Here is a 15534-nt window from a genome sequence, read left to right as displayed (position 1 = left end):
ATTAATAAGAGACTGACCACAACCGCCCTTATCATGCTCTCCTCCCCTTCCGGGAAAACCAGACCGCGAGGACAAGAACGACAGGAATGAGCAGCATAAGCCAACCGCCAACAGACGGGTAACTCCACTGGACAAAATTCGCGATTTTGTTTTTCCCGATGATAACTGGTGTAAAGGGCTCAATCGTCATCGGCGCTTTTGGATCCAGGTCATGCCCGTAAGTGTACAGACGATGGTAAAACAAGCCCAAGGAAAACAGGCCCAGATAGGTAAACAACACCAGGATATCAATAACCTGGCTGATTCGACCAAGAACGGCCGCCCGCAGAGAAAGAATCACGAAAATCCCCAGCACGAAAGGGAGCCATGTGATCTCGACAAAGTCGGACTCCTCAATCGGTTTCATTCCAATGTAGTGATTGAGGTTGTTGATCTCGACAAGATCCTGCCCACCGTTTCCACCCACAAGCTGATAGGCGTAAATGGTCAAGCGAAGGCCCTCCTGGTACTGGGGGGCCACCAAGGTGATGCGCCAGAGCGGAAACAGGACAACAAGGGCAAACAATACTGCTGCCACGAGCATTAGGCCTCTTGACAGCGGATTGAGTGCACGGTCAAGGAATCGCAATTCACGCCGCCACCAGGGAAGATTTGTCTCGGATGATGATTTCAGCGGGTTCTTCATTTCTTACCTTCAAAGCTGGCCCGCAAACGGAACCGCCGAATATGACGGTTCCGTTGCCAGGCTGCTTAATTCATTAATCAGAGCATCCGGCTATTGGGACATTGCCGTTTCACCCGCTGGTTCCACTACAAGATACCCCTGCATTTCCTGGTGCAGTGCGGAACAGAAGTTGGTGCAGTAGAATGGAAACACACCCGGTTTCTTAAGGTCCAGGGTGATGGTTTTGGTTTCCCCGGGATCAATGACCACATTGATGTTATGCTCCGAAATCCCTAATCCATGAATCATGTCGGAGGTTTGCTCAATATTGGTGACGTGAATGACGAGCTTGTCGCCAACTTTAGCTTCAATCTTTTCCGGTCCGAAGCGGCTGCGCACGGCAACTATCTTTGCATGGACCGTATCCCCTTCACGCCAGGTCGTTCCCTCATCAAGGCTCCAGACTGCATGCGGATGATGATTCTCTGCCTTAGGATATACCTCGATAGGTTCAATGGCATCCACTTTGAGAATCTGTGCGAAGTGCGGCTCCGGTTCCGTGTAGGCTTCAAAGACCATTTCCATCTTCTCGCCGCTGATATCAATGAGCTGACTGGATTCGGGCTGTGAGGGCCCGACATTTGCATGGCGTCCCTTCGACAGCTTGTTCATGGCGACCAGCCATTTCCCATAGGGCTCACGGGTGTCACTGCCCCCGACAACAAGGTGTCCGATATTAAAGTGTACGGGCATCTTGTCGGTAACGATACTTTCCATGTCCGCACGCTGCTCCTCTGTCCAGGGAGGCAGCTTCCACTTTGCCACAGCTGACTCAATGTAAAGCGATGTGTAGGCATTCCCTTCACCATCGTACTGTGTATGCAGAGGTCCAAGGCCCACCGGAACCTCTCCCTCCGCTATCGCATCATAATTGAGTACGGGGATGCCCCGGAAAGTATCCTGAAAATCTTCCGCTTCAATGGCCGCCAGAACCTTCTCGAAATCATAAACCGTTGTCGTTGGCTGCAGCTTCCCGGAGGCAACAATCCATCGGCCGGAGGGATCGGTATCAACGCCATGCGGGGATTTCCCGACGGGAACGAAGTACATGACTCCGGGCACGGCCGACGGATCCAAGACCGGCACGCCGTCAATCATTTCGGCTTTGCCATCCGCTACGGCTTGTTCAGCGGATTTCCAGTTCACAAAGGCAGCATAGTCACGGTCCCGCTGACTGGCATTCACTTCCAGAGTTTCATGGGCCATTTCCGTGTTATAGGATGTCCAGAATGCCCATCCGCTGCTTGGGCCTTTTCCTGTGGATCCCAAGTCCCAGTTGAACGGCGGCGTCAGTATCTGCCAACCCAGACTCATCTCACCAGTTTCCTGATCCACCTTGATACCGCTTACCATGCCGTTGAACTCATCTGCATACGATTCCATTGGAGCCACACGTCCTTTAGGGAGAGGAACGGAGAACCGCGTTGCGACAAGAATGTATTCCGTGTTTTCGGTGACAAATGACGACCCATGATTGCCGCTTGAATTCGGAATCGGCCCAAGGATCTGCTTGGTCTTGAAGTCCCGGAGATCAATCCGGGCGACGCGGTTGTTTGCATTGTCATTCACAAAAAGCCAGCGTCCGTCATACAGACTGTCTGTCTGGGAAAGTCCGGGGTGGTGGACATCTCCCCATGTGTATTCCCCCAACATGGCACGGGATTCATCATCAAATCCGTATCCAGTTCCTGGATACGGGGAAAAGACAGGGATGGTCACTATGTGCCGCATGGAGGGAATACCAGCGACAAAAACCTGTCCAGAATGTCCACCCGAATAGAAGAGGTAGAATTCATCCTTTTCTCCCGGAGCAACAAAGCTCTTTTCGGCAAGTGAATCCCCCGAGGTGTTCGCTGTTTCAGGATCCCCTGCGGAGCACCCCCCAAGGAGTGCGGCAAGAATGGATCCGAGAATTATCGAGCTACTGAATTTGTATTTCATTGGTAATCTTTCCTTTGCTTAATTCACGTGCATGACACCCTTCATCGAGACCTGAAAGTGGCCCGGAAAGGAGCAGATGAAGGGGTATTCCCCTTTTGAGGATGGCGCGACAAAGACGATGGTGTCCTCCTCGCCGCCACCCAGGAGTTTTGTGTGAGCGACAATCTCTCCGGTCTTCGTGGCGGGTATGTAATCGCTGGCGGCGCTGTTCATCGCGGCCTCCGCAAATTCCTTCCCGCTTGATCCCTTCTCGAGAATGACAACATTATGCCCCATCGAGAACTTTGGCATCGTCCCGACATTCTTTAATGTCAGTTGGACCGTATCGCCGCTTCCCACAGTGAAGCTCTCCTTGTTGAACTTCATCTTGTCGTTAGCCTCGATGATAATGAACGTGTCAGGTGTTGCCTTGGGCTCGGCAGCAGCTTTTGCACTGGAGGCAGAACCCGATGAATCGGACTTTCCGCAACCAGAGAGGATCACACCCAGCAAAAGGGCGGTGGTTATGGTAATTAGTTTGTTTTTTATCATATGAGAGCAGTTTAACTCACCTGCCTTCACCTTTCCTTGACATGCATCAAGGCTTGAGTCCCAAACCGGCCTTATACTCGGAAACATGAATTCAATCCATATAATGAAAATCCTCCACAGGAGTTCCACATGCATTCCTCAGGCTTTGTTGTGTGCCCTTCTTCTCGCTGCTCCCGGTATAACAAGCGGCGAAATAGTCCGCGAAGGGGACCGTTCGCCCACCCCCTCGCTGATCAGCGAAAGAAACCAGCCGATCACCCTTGTCGGCGAGCGCCAAACGCTCATCACCTTCATTTTCACGCGCTGCGCAGCAATGGAATTCTGTCCCCGAATGGCCAAACAGTTTGAGGACGTACAGGAAGCCATTCAGGAAAAGGGGTATACCGGATTGCGATTACTCAGCATCTCGCTGGATCCCGAGTTTGATCGTCCTGAATTGCTGAAGGAATATGCAAAAGCGGTTGGTGCCGATCCCGCGACCTGGAACTTCGCTACCGCCGACACTGCCACGATCGACTCCCTTACCCGTGACTTTCGTGTTCACCGCAACAAAGACGGCGGGATACTCAATCACACCCTTTGCACCGCTTTGATATCGCCCGACGGAACCATCAAGCGGATCTGGCGAGGCAATGCCTGGACAACGGAAGAGGTATTGGAGGCAGTCGGGATCGAATAAATACCTCGAGCATTGCTGCTGACTCATCTTAAAGCCCCGACCATGTCGGGGCTTTTTTATTATTACTCGCCCCAGAGTATCCGCCTCGCCTCGGGCGTGAGTCGTTTGGGCCCCCATTGAATGTCTGGAGGAAATTCCACCATGACTGTTTCCACTCCTGGCAGGGTCCGAAGTGTCACATCAACCGCATCGGCTATACTGCCGCTTAACGGGCAACCCGGAGAAGTCAGGACAATCTGCACCCGCAGGTGCCCTTCACGCTGGTCGACTTGCTCAACCATTCCCAGATCAACAATATTCAGCCCGAGTTCCGGATCGGGAACAAGGCGCAGGCATTCAATGATATCGTTTTCAGGAATCATGACAGAGACCTTTGCAAAGTTTCGAGACGAGGTTTCCAGAAATGCTTCAAGGCCATCGCATAATTGACCATAACGGCGAGTAAGCCCACCGCGAAGGAAAAGGCTGTCCAGCGTAGGACATCGGAAGATTGCAGGGCCAGGGCGACAACAAGACCAACCGTTCCTCCATTCGTGAAGATGACCGAAACCCGGAAAAGAATCGGGGAAACAAGGTCACTCAACATCGGTGTCCGCCTCCGCCCCAAATGCCGGGCATAGGCACCCTGCCAGACCAGAAAGGGAACAATCTTAAAGCTCATCCCGAGAATGGCCGTTGTCAGGCATCCGGCAAGGAAGACGGCCACGACGAGGACGGCTCCCTGTGCCGGATCAAGGTTGATGAAATTCCATGGAAGCCTTACCAGCAGAAGGAGAAGCCCGGCAAGGGCTGCCGGCAACCACGCAACGGACAGAACAAACCACTTCAATGGAGCATCGAGCTTGCGGTGACGGCGTAAAAGCTGAGCGACAATCTCCCAGACAAAAAGGGACTGCCCGACGAAGAGCAGCAGGGCAGCTGTCCAATTGAAAATACTGTTCATCGATAACACTCCTGGGGTAACGATTTGCAGGCCTATCTGGGTCACTATCAGCGAACCCCAGATTCGGCCCTTGGATTGAACCTCAGTCACCGCAAACATCGGAACAAGCCGCAGGCTGACAGCGTTGAAAACCGTTAGAAAGAACCCGATCAGGCCGACGATGGCATGGGCACGCAGCCACGGTGAAGGCGCCATCCCGACACCCTGGACCCGGCTCCAGGCCATGTACAAACCTATAGCAAGGGTAATCGCCAACCAGAACCAGGCAATGACGAGGCTGCATCCAACAGCATCAGCCCGCCACCGGGAACTGGCTGTTCCCACCTGTGCCACGATAAAGAGCAGGAACCCGGCACTCACACAGGATCCTCCGATGAGCACCCAATGGTAATCACCACTCCCGAAGCCGTGGACCATGATCGGAAAACCGCCGAGGTGCAACCCGAGGTTCACCCATCCGAGACATGGCCAGCGAAGAGAACGCTCGGCAATGACCGGCCCGAGCTGGTAAGCCGCCCCGATGAAAATGGACCCGAGCCAGCCAAGGACCACCGCGTGCACCAGCGCCAGCAAGGCTGGCTGGTAATAGCTCCCCATGAGCGTTTCCGGACGGATTCCAATCCAGCAAAGAACAAGGAAGAGGGAAACAAACCCCGTGGCAAAAAAGCTGAGTGTCAACGCGGGGCGCGCCACTACACCGGAGGACGGAGTGGCTGGCTTCATGCCTGATGGATGGTTATGCGGCAACTTTGCCCGCGGTCCCGTTCGATTTCCCACTGGAACCCGCGTTCTTTCAGCAGGGGCAACAGGTTTTCCGGATAAAAGGGTGTAAGCGCGACCAGCTTTTTTTCGCTCTCCATCACTTCCAGGGCTTCAAGAATGCGCACCATCGGTTCAGGCGGAGCCAGCTCCCTCAGGTCGAGTTCTACGGCAGCGCCTGAAGTTTCTTCGCTTCCACGACGGATCTGCACTTCCCAATCATCTCCTTCCAGCTTGCGCTCCTCGGTTTTCCAACCCTGCTGCTTCAGCATCTCCACCAGGGGCTTCGGGTAAAACGGCGCGGTCAGCCGTAAACCCTGACCACTTTCCAAGGCATCCAGGGAATTCATGATGAGCGCAAAAGGCTCGCGTCCTGCAGCCAGTGTAGGCCGCACATCCAGTTCTATCCAATCCGGCTTCATGGCTTCACCTTAAAGACTTAATGCCTGATCTTCCTTGATTTGCATCAATTCCAGTGCGACTTTTGAAAGATGAGCAACTATTCGGCAATGGATGAGGCTAGAATGACGGTGCTCCTTGGAACCCTGCGTCAGTGTCCCCTCTTCGCTGACATGTCCCCACCTGATCTGGAAAATATCGCAGCGACCTGTGACACCATCCGCTTGAACAAGGGTGAAACACTCTTCCGGGAAAATGAGAAAGCCCAGGGCTTTTTCATCGTACAGCAGGGCGCTATTCATGTGAACCGGGTCACGCCCGACGGACGGGAGCAGGTCATCGCCATATTCCGCCCCTACAATTGCTTCGCGGAAATCTGCCTGACCACCTTTCAAAGCTATCCGGCGAATGCGGTCGCCCTCGAATCCAGTATCGTCGTACTGGTCCGCAGAACCGATTTTCGCGCCCTCATCATGCGAACACCGGAGCTGGCCCTGCGCATGCTTACCTCAATGAGTTTTCACCTGAAGCATCTGGTTCAGACAATGGAGGACCAGAAATTCAAGCGCATCGAGAGTCGCCTTGCCCATTACCTCCTCCGTCTCTGTCCGATGATTGAGAGGGATGAGGGCGCCGTTGTTCGTTTAACCTCAAGCAAGAAGGTGCTTGCCGGACAACTCGGCGTTTCGAGCGAGACCCTTTCCCGTGCTCTGGCCCGTTTTCGCAAGGAAAACCTGATTGAGGTGGATGGACCGGTCATTCGCATCCTCGATCTTGATGGGCTCCGTCAATACCTTGTCGAACAATAGTTACCAGCCTGACTTTGACCAAGATCAAGGCGGGAGTCCCATTTGTGCGGTAGGATATTCGGATGTCAGCGATCAAACAACGCGCCTCGTTCATTGACTTGGTCAATGAAGGCGAACCTTTCCGTTTGCTGTTTCCCGCCGGCCTTATCCTGGGGGTGTTGGGAATCGCCTTATGGCCGGCATGGAGTAGCGGTCTTCTGGAAGCCTATCCCGGACTATCCCATTCGCGCATCATGATCCAGGGGCACATGACTGCGTTCGTGCTTGGGTTCCTCGGGACCGCCATGCCGAGGATGCTGGAAGTAAGGGGGTTTCGATTCAGTCACACAGTCTCAGCGGCAACAGGATTGGCATTGCTGAGCACCATGCACCTCGTGCACAGGCACATTACCGGGGATATCATTCACTTCCTGTTACTGGGGAGCTTTGTCATGCTCTTAATGACACGTTTCCGTGACCGCCGGGATCTTCCCCCACCCGCCTTTGTTCTTGTTTTTCTCGGACTGCTCTGCGCACTGATTGGAACCCTTCTGCAGATCGGGATTCAGACAATTCCCGACGCCTTGCCAGGCTTGGCCTTTCCTCTATCCCGCTTACTCCTCAACCAAGGGTTTCTTCTCCTTCCCGTAATGGGGGTCGGCGCCTTTTTTATTCCGCGCTTCTTTGGGATGTCGCACCGTCAGAACTTTCCGGAAAGCCGGAGCTTCACGCTCCCCTGGTTGAGACGGGCTGCTTTTGCGGGGAGCTGTGGCCTTCTCGTTATCGCCAGTTTTGTCTTTGAATCCATGGGTTGGATAAGGACGGGCTGGTTCCTTCGGGGCAGTATTCTTGTTCTTTTCCTTGTCGTCGAATCTCCGGCAATCCGTTCAAATGGATCAACCGGAACGTTGGCAAAAGCCGTCCGGATTGTCCTGGTTTCCCTGCCAGTCGGCTATTTTCTCATGGTCCTCTCACCGCTTCACCAGACCGGCCTGGCCCATGTCATATTCATCACCGGATTCAACCTCCTTACCTTCTCGGTGGCTACCTGGGTGATGCTCGGACACGGTGGGCAATCCCACCTTTTCAAGTCTTCCTTCTGGTCGTTCCGGGTACTTGCTGCCGCTCTGGTTCTGGCGATGCTGATACGTGTATCGGCTGACTGGATACCCGGCATGCCCTACACCCAATACACCCTTGCCGCTCTTGTCTGGTTGGGCGGTGTCCTCATTTGGACAAGGCGATTTCTGCCTTTGCTCTGGACCCCCGATACGACTCCCTGATTTTAAATTTCATCTGATAGCCGTTAAACCGAAAACTAATACCACCCTCCCCTGTTTGAGTTATCAGCCATCTTCGAAACTTTTCAGTCATGACCCCCGATGTACTTGATCAACGCATTATCCGCATAATGAAGGATTTCTACCCGACCGCTATCCGGCTGTCCTTTGCGGTTATATTCATCTGGTTTGGGATCCTTAAGCCGCTGGGACTGTCCGCGGCCGAGCCGTTGGTCCTCAAAACAGTGGCGTGGATGCCCTTTCTGAGTCCTCATGGCTGGCTCTCGGTAATCGGCTGGTGGGAGGTGGCCATCGGCCTCCTCTTCTTCTCGCACCGGACTACCCGTCTGGCCATCCTTCTACTCTTTCTTCAAATGGGTGGCACCTTTTTGCCCCTGTTCATCTTGTCGGAAGTCACTTTTCAAAAAGGCGGCATCCCCTTTCTCCCGACCATGGAAGGCCAGTACATAATAAAGAACTTGATGATTCTCTCTGGCGCACTCGTCCTCGGCAGCCATGTCCGAACCAAGACCAAAGAGGTCAACCACGGCCTAAAGAGTTCCTCGGCCTCACAGGACGAGCACAAATAAATGGCGGAGAGGGAGGGATTCAAGACAGAAAACCCTCAAGGCGCATCAATAAAAGGCTGCCGGGCGGTCAGAAATCCTGGTTGCAAAGTGGTTGCAGGGGCGGCCTAGAACAAACGCCCCGTGTCTTTGATGACCTTCGCCTGCCCAAGCCAGCCCAGCAACCGAAACCCGGGAAGTTTTGCTGAGTGCTTGTCATTGTTTAGGGTCTAGCCGCCTGAGCTCAGGTGGTCTTCAGGAACCAATCTATTCATTTGGATTCTTGTATAGAATTATTCCAGGTCCACCCATGTCCTCGGCCAGCGGGCTCTGCTGACACTGCCTCAATTCCTGAGATAGTCTCTTATCAGACACCTCAAGAATGGGGGCAAAAATCTTCAAAATGACCCAGTTTTTTGAGGCTAGAAGATGCTATAACTAAAAGCGACATGCTAAAACATTCTGGTACAAAATCAGTCGTAGAGATCTGTCGGTTTAAGTTGAAGCCTAAGCTTAGCTGCAAAGAGGTCGCCGAGTTGTTGGAGGTCCATCCAAGGACTGTTGCACGCAGACTTAAAGCATACGGAATTTCCAAAATGCGAGATGGGAAAATCCGAGCAGTTGATGCCCGAAGGCTCATAGAGGAATAGCAGTCACACGATAATGAGAATATATTCAAGGTACAGGAGATGAGGGATAACTACCTCTAGGGATGCATCAAACCAATTCAAATTGCAGAGCACATGAGATATGACAAAAACACCCCTGATCAAGACCATCTATTGGTGCAAGAGGTTGTTGAGAGGTTATTGGACTTCCAGGTCGATTCATGGAAATCAAACTTGGCTTCCAAGGTGGATGGGACCGTACCTGACCAGTTGGAGAAAGCTATAATGAAATCTCTTCGCGACAACGCAGACTTTTACGAAGAACTAGAGAGAGCAACTATTGAGAGCTTGGTTAAACAGTGCCTGGCCCAAGAATTTGGATTGGGCATGAGGAAGTAGAGGCGGCACAAAACGAGTGGAGTCGTGAGAATGCAGAAGCACAAGAACACCCTATGTAAGGAAAAGACACACCGGGATAGAGTGTCTGGGAAAGAAATCCCCACCAAGGAAAGGTTCCTTCTGGAGAACTCAACCTTCAACCTAGAGCCTAAGCAAAAGTTCCACGACCCAGAGGAAGAACGGGTCAAAAAAATAATTCTTGAACACTGTGAAGTACCAACCAAATCGGAACAGGTGTCTCTATATGACCCTGTAGACGGTTCCGTTGAGTTAATTGAACCCAAAATAAAGTCCCCTCTCCTTAAATCATCGAATGCATCAAGGAGAAAACAAGAATGCATGGAGATCGACTATTACTGCAAGAACCAAGACTTAAGGTGCTGTTCAGCTTACGTGAGTTCTGGAACCGCCTGCCCCATTGAAGAACTTCAGAGTCACATCGACCTGCTTTTAGCGAGAACACGAAGAATCAACGAGCTAGATAGTTTCAAAATTGGTCCATTCGATTGTATTTACCGCGCTGTAGAAGCTACTGCCAAACGAGACAGGGAAATGAGACTATTGTTTAACGTGCATCTCCACCTCATACTATCCATACATCCGGAAAAACTAGATAAATTAGAAGTAGAAACACAAGATGGCTTGATACCGATGCCTGATGAATTCTTCGCCACTCCAAGGAAAGAATTATTTCAATTGTATAAGACACGCATTGGGAATATTATCCCAATTGAACCTTCCACAGAGCAACGGTTCGTCAGGTACCTGCATAAAGGTATACCAACACATGAACTTTCCGATGAAGAGGTTATCACTCTCCATGGGATCGTTAAGAACAGGAAGCTCGTTTCAAAGATGGGAAACTTAAGGAAGGATATTCCTGAACTAGTTGGTCCCGGAAACCGTTTAATGGCCAACAAATCCGGAGTCGCTTGTGTCGTTCAGAAATCTATAAGGTCACAAGGGACTCATGGTACTGGAAACGAGACTCCAAAGAATCCGAACCGGCAAATGTTTCTCGGATTGACGTCGCTAATGCGTTCTCAGGACGGGACCAGAATCACCCCGAGACTTATCATTAAGAACTACGTTGGAATTGGTCCTGATTTTCTTCCCTTCCCAATTGAAGAACTCATCCGGGACCTCCAAAAGAAGGCGCAAACAAACAACATTTCCAAGTAATACCCGCTTCAGCGGCTTCACTCAAATCGCTGTGGCTGCGCGTACCCAGTTGCCTTCATTTGAGGCAAAAAAATTGGGCCAATAAGTTTTCAATGAAGGTCACAATGACCTTCAAAGGTATGATCTCTATTACCTTGTTAAAGGAACCAGTACTGACAGCGGAAACTGGTGAGCATTAAGGCTTCTGCATGCAATTAACAACCGGGTTGTGTCATAAATACTTGTTGGAGCACCCCTGCTTCGACAGTCCCGGAAAGATCATCTTCCGGGGCTTATTGTTTAAACATATAAAAGAGGAATAATAATGAGTCTTAAACTTGAGGCATGCTATGCCAAGAAGATAGGATTGCCCGGCTATAGTAGCCATGGCCTGACACTTACCCTGACACAAGAGATTGCAGACATCCAGGACATCCCGGGTGAGGTACACGCAACTTACATGGCCTTGCAAGAGGCTATCGACCGGGAACTGCAAGTGGTTGGGTGGCTTCCACATCAGGAAGATATTAAACCATTACATCAAAACAGCGGTGCCAACGGTTCACCCCGGAACCGATTAGCAACGGTGCCGGGATATACAGGGTGGAAATGTTCTGAGAAACAGCGCCAACTCATCGAGCGTGTTGCCCAAGAGAACGGCCTCTCCGAGGATGATCTCAATGCCCTTGGTAAAGCACGCTACGGGAAGTCCGTCAGGGACTTAAACAGGCTCGAAGCCAGCGGCCTAATCGACGAGTTGCTGGACAACCAACGCCAGCCTGCCTTCAACGGAGGCAATCGTAGCGGCAAGACCCACCACATCGGAAGGAACCAATAATGATAACGGCAACACTACAACCTCCGGTACCTGCCTACAGGACGGAGATTGCAATAGAACACTTGAGTCCTAGCTCGCTTAAGACCTACCTGACCTGTCCCCGGCAATTCTACTTCACCCGTATCGAAAAGCTACCTTACCCGGTCTCGCCTGCTCTCCATTTGGGGAAGGCAGTCCATGCAGGTATCGAAGTTGTAAACCGTAAACTCTTCCGGGATGAACCCGTTGAGAAGGACAACATCCTACAGGCTTATCGGTACCACTTCGGGGAACTTGAAGAAGCTGAAGGACCGGTTAAGTGGAAGGAGGAAGGACAACGGGATAAACTTCTCAATCATGGGGAGCATATCCTGGAGACCTACCTCGAATCCTCCGTATTCGCCGAAGCGGGCAAACCACTTGCCGTGGAAGTACGTTTGTCCCAGGAGATACAGGGTACAGGACTGGAGCTGTTGGGCTTTCTCGATAGGGTTAACCGCGACGGTACGCCCGTTGATTACAAAACGGCTGCGAGCAGCCCGGATATCGAAAACGAGGTATGGCAGCACCAGCTACAGCTGACCGCCTACAGCGAGCTTATTGTGACGGCAACGGGGCAGGCATGTCCCGGCAGTGAACTGGTGTTCTTGATAAAAACCAAGACCCCAAAAATTATCCGGGTACGGGTGCCCGCACCGGATAAAGTTCAGCGCCAACGCTTTTGGTCATTGATCAATGTCGTGGTCGAAGGGATCCGTTCGGAACGTTTCCATCCTATACCCTCGATGGCATGCGGTTGGTGTCCATTCCGGACTGAATGTTCACGCTGGTGTGGATAACCCATGGGCACAACATTACAAATCACACGGTACCATCAGTTCTTAAACCACACATGCGGCGTTGTGGCATCTGAGGTGTTGCTAGCGACCTTGGGCTATCCTGTCCCGCGCGATCTTAAGAAGCAACTGGGCACCACCTGGTATGGAACTCACGTTGAGGACATACTCCGTGTACTCAACCGCCTAGGTCTCCGCTACCGGTGCATTGGACAGAGTATACCAAAACTTAAACGTGCACTCGATACCTGTTGTCCCGTCTTAGTCAGCTACGAACCCGGAAAGTGGGGACATGTGGCCGTGATCTACGGCTTTGACGACGAAGGTGTGCACATCTGGAACCATCGCTGGTTCCGAGAAGGACATCTATCGTTTGATGACCTGGCTGAGATGTTAGCTTGGTCGGAGGATGGTTGCATGTTCATGTTCTGGGGAACGTAAGCGTACCAACAAGGTTTGAATCAGGGGACAGCGGGAACATCATGTTCCCTTGTCTCCTTTTTAAGAATAAAGTTGGGGTGTGACCGCCTATATAGTGGCGTCGCGTCCATCACAGTCGTGCACCTTACATCAAGGAGCATTCACAAATAGGGCCACCGGTTACTCAGGACCCGGTGGCTTTTGTTTTATACCCTCCTGACAAGTCCCGGGAAGAGCGGGCTTTATTATTCAATGGAAAACAAAACAGCCGGTTACCGGTATGATTCTTCGGGCCAACCCCGGGGAACTGATTCAAGGAAAGGATCTGCATGAGCAACCTGATCCTGATCGCAATAGGTGTCATTGGGACAACTGCTGCACTCACCCTGGGGACGCCACCACCGTCCCCTGATCTCTGGCCGCTTACTGTCGGCTTGCTTGGCGCCGGACTGTGTGGGCTGATGTCCACATTAGCTTGGTGCTTTGTACAACTCAAAAAACTAAAAACAGAAAGCAAAGAAATTACATCATGAATATCACGATCAAAATTCTAATTACCGCCTTGGCCCTGCTGGGACTGGGGGCTATCACTGGACCCATTCTGGCTGCCGTCGCTGGCGCCGGTGCATGGATATTAATCCCGTTCACCATAGCCTCAGGAGCTGCATTGCTCTTTACCGGAGCTATGTTCCTGAAGCATTTTAATGAATTCAGGAGATGCCCGCGGTGAAAATCTACTCAGCCCGCGTAACGTTCACGCAGGTCGCTGAAGGCCCGGTTGAGGCGGTGGACAGCCCGGAGCGCATTACCCGCTACATGGCCGACGCCTTCAATGACGATCCGATTGTTGAGAGCTTCTGGGTCGTTTGCCTGAATCGCAAAAACAAGCCACTGGCTCGGTCCATGGTGACCAAGGGCACCGCCACCGCCAGTCTCGTGCATCCGCGTGAAGTCTTCCGCCCGGTCATTTTGACAGGGGCGAGCGCCTGCGTGGTCGTCCACAATCATCCATCGGGAGACCCGTCGCCCAGCCAGGCGGACATCCGGGCCACCCGGCAATTACGGGAGGCTGCGAAGGTCGTTCAGATCGACCTGCTCGACCATGTCATTGTCGGCGACAAGGTCGATGACCCAATTGGGCGAGGCTACTACTCGTTCGCCGAGGCTGGCCTCCTGTAGCCGACAAACAACTACCAAAACATCAATCCGTACCGAGGCCCGGTTCCGCAAGGACCGGGCCTCGGTACATTCACAACACATGAAAGGAAATGAATTATGTTAACACTGTCCATCAAACATTGGCGCGAAATCCTTCGTGGATTCCGCTGTTTGAAGATCTCAAAAACAACCTTGCCGGTTTTGACCTACGTCCGGGTTTTGATCAACATCGACACAGTCACGGTGACCGGCACCGACTTGGGCCAGACGGTCACCTACCAACTCCCTCGCACCGGTGAGATGGGCATAGGAGAGTTTCTGGTTCCGATAAAGGACCTGCAGGCCGCCCTGTCCAGGCGATCCGCCAAGGGGATTCTCGGCATCGAGGCGGGACCGGAAAAGGGGACCTTCCACATCGAGGAGGACGGATCCGTGAGTCGCATCCCGTTCGCGACCATTGATGCCGTTGAGTTCCCCGAACCCTCACCACTGGGTGAGCAGGTGGGCGGCTTGGTGGTTCACGCGGTTCAGCAGCTCGCTCCGGCCCTCGCCTGTGCCTCGCAGGATCCCACACGGGAAATCCTCAATGCTGTCCGGGTCGAACCGGAAGCGGTTGTGGCAACCGATGGCTGGCGGCTCTTCCATGCGGAGGGGCGCACTGGAATCGTCGAAGCCTTCTCGCTTCCCGCCTCCGTGTTCCTTCAGGAATTCGATACCACTAAACCGGTAGCGGTGTATCGGAATGACGAGCACGTACAATCCATGGCCTGTGTTCAGGGACCGTGGACGTATCGCTGGCAAGTGCCGGTCGGTCAGTTTCCAAACTGGAGCGCGGTCGTGCCGAAGCACACTGACGCCTGGCAGGCGGTGACCTTCTCGAAGGACGATCTGCATCAGCTGACCGTCAATCTGGCCAAGCTGCCTTCGTTATCCGGGAAGAACGCGCCTGCCGGATTGCTCCTGCGCAACGGTGAGGTGGCGCTCTGGAGTGGGGACGGCGAGGAACGCCAGTTCCATCCGCTTGCGCCCTTGAGCAGGCCGGAACACGGGCAGTTCTGGACGGCCTTCAACTTCGGGTACGTTCACCAGGCCCTGAACTGGGGAGCAACCCGGCTGTGCCTGAAAGACGCGCTTAGCCCGTTGGTGTTGCGTGGCGAAAACCGGGAATGGGTTGTCATGCCGCTTCGAATGGAGGAACCGCAGTGGCCGGCAACGTTGGAGAAGCCGCGTCTGGTGACCCGGGAAGCCCCGACGCATCCCCGCCCGGTCAGGCACGTGGCACGGGTGGCGAAGCCCGTTGTGGCCAACGTCGCTGTAAGTGAGGAGGAGCCGCAGCAGGCTGCCGAGGAACTGGTTGCTGAAGCGAGCCGGGTGAGGGAAGCGCTGAAGGGTATTGTCCGAGACCTCAGTGCTCTCATGAAACTCGGAAAGGACGTCCTGCGTGAACGCGCCGGCCTTAAAAAGGAGCACGCGGCCCTGAAGCGGTCGCTCAAGCAGCTCCGTGAAATCAACATCTAAAACAGAA

The 15534-nt window shown here is 53.0% G+C and carries 18 protein-coding genes; 12 read left to right on the top strand and 6 right to left on the bottom strand.

Annotation, left to right across the window (positions count from 1 at the left end; genetic code table 11):
* Positions 1 to 31: 31 nt before the first annotated feature.
* The 3 genes from G0Q06_RS01450 to G0Q06_RS01440 form a co-directional block, all read right to left on the bottom strand.
* On the bottom strand, positions 32 to 685 hold the full coding sequence (locus tag G0Q06_RS01450) for a hypothetical protein (protein ID WP_163961743.1): 654 nt from the start codon (positions 683 to 685) through the stop codon (positions 32 to 34).
* Positions 686 to 775: 90 nt separating this feature from the next.
* Positions 776 to 2665, bottom strand: coding sequence for a Sec-dependent nitrous-oxide reductase (nosZ, locus tag G0Q06_RS01445; RefSeq protein ID WP_163961741.1), 1890 nt, complete (start codon positions 2663 to 2665; stop codon positions 776 to 778).
* A gap of 18 nt (positions 2666 to 2683) precedes the next feature.
* Positions 2684 to 3196, bottom strand: coding sequence for a plastocyanin/azurin family copper-binding protein (locus G0Q06_RS01440; RefSeq protein WP_163961739.1), 513 nt, complete (start codon positions 3194 to 3196; stop codon positions 2684 to 2686).
* Between the two features lie 103 nt (positions 3197 to 3299).
* Here G0Q06_RS01440 and G0Q06_RS01435 point away from each other — a divergent pair, with 103 nt between their 5' ends.
* Positions 3300 to 3875, top strand: coding sequence for an SCO family protein (locus G0Q06_RS01435; RefSeq protein WP_163961737.1), 576 nt, complete (start codon positions 3300 to 3302; stop codon positions 3873 to 3875).
* Positions 3876 to 3937: 62 nt separating this feature from the next.
* Here G0Q06_RS01435 and G0Q06_RS01430 read toward each other — a convergent pair whose 3' ends face one another.
* Genes G0Q06_RS01430 through G0Q06_RS01420 form a run of 3 tightly spaced genes read right to left on the bottom strand, consistent with a single transcriptional unit; the run spans position 3938 to position 5999 of the window.
* Positions 3938 to 4237: a metal-sulfur cluster assembly factor gene (locus tag G0Q06_RS01430; RefSeq protein ID WP_163961735.1), complete on the bottom strand. Its 300-nt coding sequence runs from the start codon at positions 4235 to 4237 to the stop codon at positions 3938 to 3940.
* Positions 4234 to 5541, bottom strand: a complete 1308-nt coding sequence (locus G0Q06_RS01425; RefSeq protein ID WP_163961733.1) for a hypothetical protein — start codon at positions 5539 to 5541, stop codon at positions 4234 to 4236. Before G0Q06_RS01425 ends, G0Q06_RS01430 begins: the two co-directional genes overlap by 4 nt.
* Positions 5538 to 5999 (bottom strand): DUF2249 domain-containing protein, encoded by a 462-nt coding sequence (locus tag G0Q06_RS01420; protein WP_163961731.1) that lies wholly within the window; start codon positions 5997 to 5999, stop codon positions 5538 to 5540. The genes G0Q06_RS01425 and G0Q06_RS01420 overlap by 4 nt, the downstream gene beginning before the upstream one ends.
* A gap of 87 nt (positions 6000 to 6086) precedes the next feature.
* Here G0Q06_RS01420 and G0Q06_RS01415 point away from each other — a divergent pair, with 87 nt between their 5' ends.
* The 11 genes from G0Q06_RS01415 (at position 6087) to G0Q06_RS01365 (ending at position 15527) form a co-directional block, all read left to right on the top strand.
* Positions 6087 to 6785 carry a Crp/Fnr family transcriptional regulator gene (locus tag G0Q06_RS01415; protein ID WP_238710187.1) on the top strand — a complete coding sequence of 233 codons (699 nt, stop codon included), beginning with the start codon at positions 6087 to 6089 and terminating at the stop codon, positions 6783 to 6785.
* A gap of 62 nt (positions 6786 to 6847) precedes the next feature.
* Positions 6848 to 8047 carry an NnrS family protein gene (locus G0Q06_RS01410; RefSeq protein ID WP_163961727.1) on the top strand — a complete coding sequence of 400 codons (1200 nt, stop codon included), beginning with the start codon at positions 6848 to 6850 and terminating at the stop codon, positions 8045 to 8047.
* 89 nt (positions 8048 to 8136) lie between these two features.
* A complete protein-coding gene (locus G0Q06_RS01405) occupies positions 8137 to 8634 on the top strand; it encodes a hypothetical protein (RefSeq protein ID WP_163961725.1) in 498 nt (165 codons plus the stop codon).
* Positions 8635 to 9647: 1013 nt separating this feature from the next.
* Complete coding sequence (locus G0Q06_RS01400; protein ID WP_163961723.1) at positions 9648 to 10799, top strand: hypothetical protein; 1152 nt, start codon at positions 9648 to 9650, stop codon at positions 10797 to 10799.
* Positions 10800 to 11103: 304 nt separating this feature from the next.
* Complete coding sequence (locus G0Q06_RS01395; protein ID WP_163961721.1) at positions 11104 to 11616, top strand: hypothetical protein; 513 nt, start codon at positions 11104 to 11106, stop codon at positions 11614 to 11616.
* Positions 11616 to 12434, top strand: coding sequence for a RecB family exonuclease (locus G0Q06_RS01390; RefSeq protein ID WP_163961719.1), 819 nt, complete (start codon positions 11616 to 11618; stop codon positions 12432 to 12434). Before G0Q06_RS01395 ends, G0Q06_RS01390 begins: the two co-directional genes overlap by 1 nt.
* Positions 12435 to 12437: 3 nt before the next feature.
* A complete protein-coding gene (locus tag G0Q06_RS01385) occupies positions 12438 to 12872 on the top strand; it encodes a C39 family peptidase (protein WP_163961717.1) in 435 nt (144 codons plus the stop codon).
* A gap of 308 nt (positions 12873 to 13180) precedes the next feature.
* Positions 13181 to 13384 (top strand): hypothetical protein, encoded by a 204-nt coding sequence (locus G0Q06_RS01380; protein ID WP_163961715.1) that lies wholly within the window; start codon positions 13181 to 13183, stop codon positions 13382 to 13384.
* Positions 13381 to 13581, top strand: coding sequence for a hypothetical protein (locus G0Q06_RS01375; protein WP_163961713.1), 201 nt, complete (start codon positions 13381 to 13383; stop codon positions 13579 to 13581). Before G0Q06_RS01380 ends, G0Q06_RS01375 begins: the two co-directional genes overlap by 4 nt.
* Positions 13569 to 14030, top strand: coding sequence for a JAB domain-containing protein (locus G0Q06_RS01370; RefSeq protein WP_163961711.1), 462 nt, complete (start codon positions 13569 to 13571; stop codon positions 14028 to 14030). The genes G0Q06_RS01375 and G0Q06_RS01370 overlap by 13 nt, the downstream gene beginning before the upstream one ends.
* A gap of 96 nt (positions 14031 to 14126) precedes the next feature.
* Positions 14127 to 15527, top strand: a complete 1401-nt coding sequence (locus tag G0Q06_RS01365) for a beta clamp domain-containing protein (protein WP_163961709.1) — start codon at positions 14127 to 14129, stop codon at positions 15525 to 15527.
* Positions 15528 to 15534: the final 7 nt, after the last annotated feature.

It is taken from the genome of Oceanipulchritudo coccoides, assembly GCF_010500615.1.
Lineage (GTDB): Bacteria > Verrucomicrobiota > Verrucomicrobiia > Opitutales > Oceanipulchritudinaceae > Oceanipulchritudo > Oceanipulchritudo coccoides.
Note: the sequence above shows the minus strand (reverse complement) of the source record. Positions and strands in the feature narration are given on the sequence as shown.